Source organism: Pseudomonas sp. SIMBA_068, assembly GCF_046534705.1.
Lineage (GTDB): Bacteria > Pseudomonadota > Gammaproteobacteria > Pseudomonadales > Pseudomonadaceae > Aquipseudomonas > Aquipseudomonas putida.
This window is the reverse complement of sequence record NZ_JAWRYI010000118.1, coordinates 1-378: the sequence shown is the minus strand read 5'-3', so window position 1 is coordinate 378 and position 378 is coordinate 1. Positions and strand designations below refer to the sequence as shown.

Annotated in this window: 1 pseudogene; it reads left to right on the top strand. The window is 61.6% G+C overall.

Annotation, left to right across the window (positions count from 1 at the left end):
• Positions 1 to 378: pseudogene (locus tag SB756_RS28440) on the top strand (sugar-binding protein); the annotation flags it as partial.

Sequence of the window (378 nt, the reverse complement as noted above, 5' to 3'; positions counted from 1 at the left end):
CTCAGCAACCTGACCACACTGACCCTGCCGGATGGGCGCAAGGTCAATCACCTGTACTACGGCAGCGGCCACCTGCACCAGTTGAACCTGGACGGGCTGGTGATCAGCGACATCGAGCGAGACGACCTGCACCGAGAGGTGTACCGCACGCAGGGCAAGCTCACCAGTTGCTTCGGTTATGACGCCATGGGGCGCAAGGCATGGCAGTTTGCGTCGACCTTGCCGGCCGACAAGCTCTCGCAAGTGCACAACGCCGGTGTGAATACGTCGCTGCTGGTCGAGCACGCCTACAACCCGATTCATCGGCGTTACCAGTACGACCCGGCCGGTGAACTGGTGCGCACCCTCGACAAGCTGCGTGGCGAGATCAAGTACGAA